Source organism: Martinezella sp. CNPSo 3964, from assembly GCF_057784375.1.
The window spans coordinates 118,941-125,220 of the sequence record NZ_JBXSOW010000017.1; the positions used below are offsets into that span (position 1 = coordinate 118,941).

5 protein-coding genes and 1 riboswitch are annotated in these 6,280 nt (G+C 59.0%); of the genes, 1 reads left to right on the forward strand and 4 read right to left on the reverse strand.

The window, feature by feature from the left end; genetic code table 11:
* Window positions 1-8: 8 nt before the first annotated feature.
* Together AC13Q5_RS32860 and AC13Q5_RS32865 are read right to left on the reverse strand one after the other, a co-directional pair.
* Window positions 9-422 (reverse strand): DUF1636 family protein, encoded by a 414-nt coding sequence (locus AC13Q5_RS32860; protein WP_488504560.1) that lies wholly within the window; start codon window positions 420-422, stop codon window positions 9-11.
* 108 nt (window positions 423-530) lie between these two features.
* Window positions 531-747, reverse strand: a riboswitch (cobalamin riboswitch).
* Between the two features lie 169 nt (window positions 748-916).
* Window positions 917-2,332 carry an FAD/NAD(P)-binding protein gene (locus tag AC13Q5_RS32865; RefSeq protein WP_075850820.1) on the reverse strand — a complete coding sequence of 472 codons (1,416 nt, stop codon included), beginning with the start codon at window positions 2,330-2,332 and terminating at the stop codon, window positions 917-919.
* 713 nt (window positions 2,333-3,045) lie between these two features.
* On the opposite strand from AC13Q5_RS32865, the gene AC13Q5_RS32870 reads away from it, so the two are divergent.
* Window positions 3,046-4,263: an SfnB family sulfur acquisition oxidoreductase gene (locus AC13Q5_RS32870; protein ID WP_488504561.1), complete on the forward strand. Its 1,218-nt coding sequence runs from the start codon at window positions 3,046-3,048 to the stop codon at window positions 4,261-4,263.
* Between the two features lie 23 nt (window positions 4,264-4,286).
* Here the strand turns inward: AC13Q5_RS32870 and AC13Q5_RS32875 are convergent, their stop codons facing one another.
* Both AC13Q5_RS32875 and AC13Q5_RS32880 read right to left on the reverse strand, forming a co-directional pair.
* A complete protein-coding gene (locus AC13Q5_RS32875) occupies window positions 4,287-4,754 on the reverse strand; it encodes an RrF2 family transcriptional regulator (protein ID WP_075850822.1) in 468 nt (155 codons plus the stop codon).
* Window positions 4,755-4,959: 205 nt separating this feature from the next.
* The coding region (locus tag AC13Q5_RS32880) for an FAD/NAD(P)-binding protein (RefSeq protein ID WP_488504562.1) at window positions 4,960-6,280 on the reverse strand (1,321 nt) is incomplete at its 5' end.

Sequence of the window (6,280 nt, forward strand, 5' to 3'; positions counted from 1 at the left end):
ACCGGCTCCTATTGCAATACGACCAGCCGGCGTTCGGCTGAAACGATAGCGGCGGGAATGCGCGCAAGTGTCTTGCCTCCAAGCGCGGTCGGACGTTCGCCTTCGCGGGTCAGCCCGTCGGGGCGGTCCCGGTAGAGCTTCGCGAAGGAAACGAGCGCATCGATATCGCTCGCATCCTCGATGTCACCGAAGAGGTACGTCGCCTTCGCCGTCGCCTGGAAAGAGACCGTGCAAGGCCGCTCGCAGCCTGCCATGCAGACGCTGCCTTCAAGGCTGAAATCATCCGCGAGTGCGGCGCCAGCCTGGGAAATGGCCAACTGCAAATGCTTCAGGAGATCAAGGCCCGGCCGGCATGGTTTGCCGACATGACGGCAATTGGTGCACACGGTAATCCGGTGCGTCGTCTCTTTTGCTTTTTCCATGAGATGCCTCCCGGAGATTTCACCGGAGGCAAAGTCAAGATAGGGCCAGCGGACGCAACGGCGCCCTCGCCCAACCACTGATTTTCCATCGGAACACCCCGTCCGTTGCGGTTGATATCATCGATGGCAGGTCTCCTGGCTCGCGGGTCACAACTCGTTCGCGCCTTCCCGGCTTCAAGCCAGTGGCATATTGCGAACGCGCTCTCCGCTTACAGTTGCGGGGGCAGCCACGGTCTTGGCCCCTGATGGGTAATCCGCACCGTGTTCCCTTTTCAGCCGCCGTCGGGATCGATCCGAAGGCGGCACCATCTGCGGTATTCATCTCATAGAAAGCGGATACGGGCAACGGCGATGTCATATGCGTTTTCATTTGTCATGGAAGTTCGGTTTAGGTTATGGATTTTGGTTACGTTATTACATTACAAAAGGCAAGCCGTTATCTACCTTTCGAGGTTAAAGCCGCAATATACGTGTGCGGAGAAACTGCGGAGTTGTTAGACAGCCTTGCACTGCGGATGGAAACGCTCCGCAACGCTCTCTGCCGCAGCATAGGCTTGCGTCACGATCTCAGGCACCAGATCGATGTCGGGGAGACTTCCAAGTCCTAAGGGGCCAATCGCAAAAAGCCCCTCCGTCGTGCGGCCGTTGACCTCGAGCGAGCCTGTCGCCTCTACGGCGAGACCGAGGCCAAGCTCGTCCGGCACAGCAAGGCCGGCATCGATGAGGCTACGCAACAAGGGCGCATTCAAATCCGGCGCCTGACACCGACAGTCAATCACATCGTCGGCGTAGAGCTGCTCGGTCTCCTGCCGTCCAGCGGGTCTCAAAACGAGCCCTGTCGGTGTCCGGCGGATGAAATGACCGCGCCGCAGCAGGGTATTGCCCTCGGCAAGCTCCTGATTGAGGCGCACATGCAGCGCCTCGGGCAGCCGATTGCGATGGCTGTCATAGAGCGCCCGCAAATGGCGGTTGAACTGCTGTTTCTGCCCCGCCGGCAGGGCTCGCCAAAGCGAGCGCGCATGCTTGCGCAAGCCGTTCATGACGGATTGCCAGCTCTGGCCATTCGCCTCCGCTTCACTACAAGCCTTGCGGACGAAGCGGACGATCTCGCTGAGCTTGCCGGGCATCTCATCGGCAGGAAAAACCGGATCGGCATTGTTACGCGTATGGCTCTGCGGCAGAAAACCCCGCCGCGAGACGATGGTGATCTGCCCCGTATAGCCGCTTTCACGCATCTGCAGCAGCCGATCGACGACACGCAGGCCGCTTCCGAGCAGGATCGTGTGCGGTCGCGACACGAGACGGCGTGCCCGCACCGTCGTCGGCACGGTCACGAGATCGCTGGCCTGGAACTCGTGATCAGTAATGCCGTAGCCTGTCGCCAGCACCACCATGTCGAACGGCGCATTGGCAGCGCCATCGCTTTCCACTACGAAGCGGCCGCCGCGGACGCGTCGAAGCCCGAAGACCGTCTCGCTGCTGACCTGCACCGCCACATCCCGCCGTGATGAGAAGGCTTCCGAAAAGCGCTGATAGACGTAGTCGCTGAAAATGCTCTTCGGCACGAAGATCTGCAAGAAACCGGGTATGGCGGCGGGAACGGCGCTGCGGAAAGGCGCATTGCCGCAAAGCCATTGATTGAAATCGTCTGGATCCCCAGCGGAAACGGAAAGATCGCGAACGCGGCTGTTCAAGATCTCGCTGCTATGACCGGAGGCGAGCGCCTGTCCGCCGCTGACGCTGGAATTGGGATCGAAAAGCTGCAGATGGAAGGGAAAGCGAACCGTCTTCATCAGGGCGATCGCCATCATCATGCCGGAAAAACCGCGCCCGATCACGGCGATGCGAGGCATCGCATAAGGCTGCGCTGTCGCGTTCGTCCTGGCGGAAAAGAATCCCTGAACCGTCATATCAACTCCTGGGGCGAGAGGTGGTCGATCATGCCTTTCTTGGGGCTTGCTCACTTTACAGGCCCGGAGACACAGACATCGATACCGGGCCACGGCAACCTTGGAACTGCGGCTGACAGAACGCACAAAAGCCGCTTCCGTTCTCAATAAACGTCGCGCTTCTTCAATCGGGAATCCCTTCCAAATAAAAGATGCGACAGGCAGGTCCAACTCTGATCCAACACCAGATGCCTGCAATCGGCCGCCATATGATTACTTCGTCAAAAGCCATCAGGCAGCAGGATTATTGCCATTGTCTACTTATTTAGTCGTATATGAAAGCGCGAAAACGCTCCGCTAGCAAGCGCTTTCTTGTCTGGGCGGTGCAGGGTCGACGACGCAGCAGCACAGAAAACGGCGGATGATCGGACGCCCTTCATATCCTGCACTTGCTTCAATCGGCAAAAAGGGAAAGCAATTCCAAGCTCTAGGGTCAGCCTATGAAGCGGCTTTCGATATTCATTGACCGCAGGAGAGAGAGTTCACAACTCGCTATCCCCAACGCTCCCTATCGGATTGCGCGCTTACAATTTCCGCGGTCGACGCCTATCATGCCGGGCGGCGCGATACGAACTCGCCAGGAAAATCCATTGTAGACTTCACCTATCGAATTTAAGATCGCAGCGATTTGCCGCGCCTGAGAAACCGACCTGGCGCCGGCCGAGGAGTGGTGAATGGGGACTGTTTCGCAGTTGCACGAACGCGTCAGGCCACCCGCCCATCGCGTCCAAAGCGAAGAGGAAGCGCTCGACATCGCACGTTCGCTCGCGGCCGGCTTCGCTCAGCAGGCAAGCGATCGCGATATCAACCGCATCCTGCCCTATGACGAAGTCGAGGCTTTGTCTCAATCGGGCCTGCTTGGGATTTCCGTTCCTTCGGAACATGGCGGCATCGATATTTCGAACTGCGTTCTCGCCGAGGTTATTGCCATCCTCGCGGAAGCAGATCCTTCCATAGCACAGATATTGCAAACGCATTTTCATGTGCTGGAAGCGGTAAGAATTGCGGGTGGCGAGGACCAACGGGCCTCCCTTTTCGACCGCGCCATTACAGGCGATCGTTTCGGCGGCATCTTTTCCGAGCCTGATGCAAGCGGCACCGACCAGCATTCCTTGCATCTGACGGCGGATGGGCTTGGCTTCCGCGCCAACGGTCGGAGCCGACCTTCCGCCAGCATTCTTTTTTCGGACTGGATCGCGCTGTTCGTGCCGGACAAACGCAAGGGACTGATAGCCGCCGTCGTGTCCAGAAATACGGAGGGCATCCAGATCATCGACGACTGGGATGGCTTTGGTCAACGCACCTCCGGAAACGGCACGACCATATTGCATAATGTCTATCTCAATGCCGATGCCCTGCTCCTGCACCAGGAAAAGCTGACTGAACCGACAGTGATCGATTGCGTGAACCAGCTCACGCGCGCCGGCATCAATCTCGGTATTGCCCGCTCGGCGCTAGCGGCAACGATGGAATTCGTACGGGCTCGCCCTCACTCAAGGGAAAGTAACGGCGATGAGCGAGCGGTCAATGATCCGCTGATCGTGACGAGGATCGGCGAGATTGCCGTCCGCATCGAAGCAGCGACGGCGATGGTGGAGCGTGCCGGCGGCAAGATCGATGCCGCGCAGATCAATCTCACCGAAGATCATGTCATCGATGCCGCACTCTCCGTTGCGGCGACGCAGACGATTACGGCCGAGATTGCAATGGAAGCAGCCAACACGCTGTTCGAGCTTGCGGGCACGGAGTCGGCGCGCATCGGTCTCAACCTCGACCGCCACTGGCGCAACGCCCGCATTCACACGCTGCATGAACCGGCCCGCCGGAAATATCACATCGTCGGTAACTACCATCTCAACGGCGTAAAGCCATCGAAAAACTCATTACCTTAATCGGCATCAGGGCGTCGGCAAAGTCAGCCGATATGCGAAGCGCGACGATCTTCCCGTTCCGGGATATCAGCATCCGCGCCGCCGGCAACGAACTGCTCCAGCGACATGTTGTCGAGAATCTCGGCAATTGCGTCGCGCACCTCGGTCATGGAGCGCCGAACCTGACAGCGCTCCGGATCGGAACAGTCGTCGCAGGCTTCATAGGCCGTGCGGCTGGCGCAGCGAATCGGCGCCAACGGGCCGTCCAGTGTGCGAATGACGTGGCCGATGCGGATTTCCGATGCGGGACGCGACAGCGAATAACCGCCGCCCGGACCTTTCTTCGAACGCAACACGCCGGCATTTCGCAATTCGAGCAGGATGGTATCGAGAAACTTCTTCGGAATATTGTTGCGTAACGCGATATCGTTGATGAACGCCGTTTCACCCGGACCGAGGCGTGCGAGATCCACCAGCGCCTTCAATCCGTATTTTCCTTTTTTCGTAAGCATCGCCGTCCGCTTTACTGCAAAGTCGATTGTTGAAACCCGGCGCGTCTCGAAAGAGACTCAACGGGCCGGTCTTGTCAGCATGGACTGCGGAAGTAACCCCGCAGGCCCTTACGAACAAGACAGTAACTCACAAATTGTATAGTTTATATGAGTAAATTTAGGCAATTGTATCGCCTAAGCAACGAATTTGCGGTTTTTCTTGGATTTAGGCGGCGCTGCTGTCCAAATATGCCTTCCCTTGCCCACGTCTGTAATCGTCGATCGCGCCGGCCACCTGGTCGGCCACCAAAACGGCGTGCTCGACCACCTCGGGCAACCCCATCAATTCGCCGAAGGTTCCGCGCGCAAGCGGTCCGGAGATAAACAGGGAAGGAACCACCGTTCCATCGCCGGCAAGCGCCCGCGATCGCATGTCGCAAGAAAATCCCAGCCGTGCGGGATCCATCGCAAGATATCCGGCCCTCGATAGCTCATCGATCCAGCCCTGCGACTGCAGAATCCCACGGTGCCCTGGTCCGGTGGTGACCACGACCGCATCGAATTGCCTTTCAATAGACAGCTCTGAACGGCTGAGTTGCAGGGTGCAGTCGATCACACCGTCGGCAACGCCGACAGCCGCGACCGAAGCCGCTAATATTTCCAGCCGGCCGCTTGCAAGCGCCCCTTCACTGACGGCCTCCACCTGCGGCGCAACACGAAACCGATGTACATCCCAGAACGGCCTCAGATGCCGGACGAGACGCCGCCGCTCCTCGATCGGCAGCGCATGCCAGATTTGCCGGCCTTGCGCCCGCACCTGATCAATGACGGCATGCCAGCTGCGACCTTCGCCCTGCGCTTTGCGGATGGCGGCGCGCACGCGGCGCAGGAGATCGATTGCCGTTTTCGATGGCTGGGCAGCGAAATCGCCAAATGGTTCCTGTTTGATCGCCGCATGGCCGCGCGAACGCAGACCACGTCGGGATATGGCGGTGACCGGCCCCTTGTGACCTCTAAGCGCGAGCGAGGCAATGACGTCGGCTGAAGTCAGACCATTGCCGACGACCAGAACGCGATCCCCGGCGCGAATGGCCACAAGCGCATCCGGTCGCGTCGGATCGGGAACGAAACGCGGGTGATCGGCAAGGGCATCCTGTAGCACTTGTGGCGGCAAAGGAGACGGATGGCTGGTGGCGATGACAAGAATATCAGCATCCACGCGCTCTCCATCAGCACCGGTGACTGTCCAGCGGCTGCCCGTCCTCTGGATGCGCTCGACGCTTTGTCTGACATGGACGAGCCGCCCATTCTCAACGAAAGGATGGATCATGCTATTGATATAATTGCCGAAAACGGAGCGTCGTGGGAAAAAACCACCATTGGCGGCAACCGCTGCATCATCATCGGCAAGCGCATCACTCTCCAGCAGCCAGCGCTGAAAATGCTCGATGTCATCGGGCAGCAGGCTCATCTTCGCCGCCGGCACATTGATGCGGTGGGCAGGATCTTGCGTATCGTAGGCAAGCCCTGCGCCCAAACGCTCCCTT

What these genes read in the sequence shown, in the direction of transcription:
- AC13Q5_RS32860 (WP_488504560.1), bottom strand. Translation starts at nt 422, where the DNA reads ATGGAAAAAGCAAAAGAGACGACGCACCGGATTACCGTGTGCACCAAT.
- AC13Q5_RS32865 (WP_075850820.1), bottom strand. Translation starts at nt 2,332, where the DNA reads ATGACGGTTCAGGGATTCTTTTCCGCCAGGACGAACGCGACAGCGCAG.
- AC13Q5_RS32870 (WP_488504561.1), top strand. Translation starts at nt 3,046, where the DNA reads ATGGGGACTGTTTCGCAGTTGCACGAACGCGTCAGGCCACCCGCCCAT.
- AC13Q5_RS32875 (WP_075850822.1), bottom strand. Translation starts at nt 4,754, where the DNA reads ATGCTTACGAAAAAAGGAAAATACGGATTGAAGGCGCTGGTGGATCTC.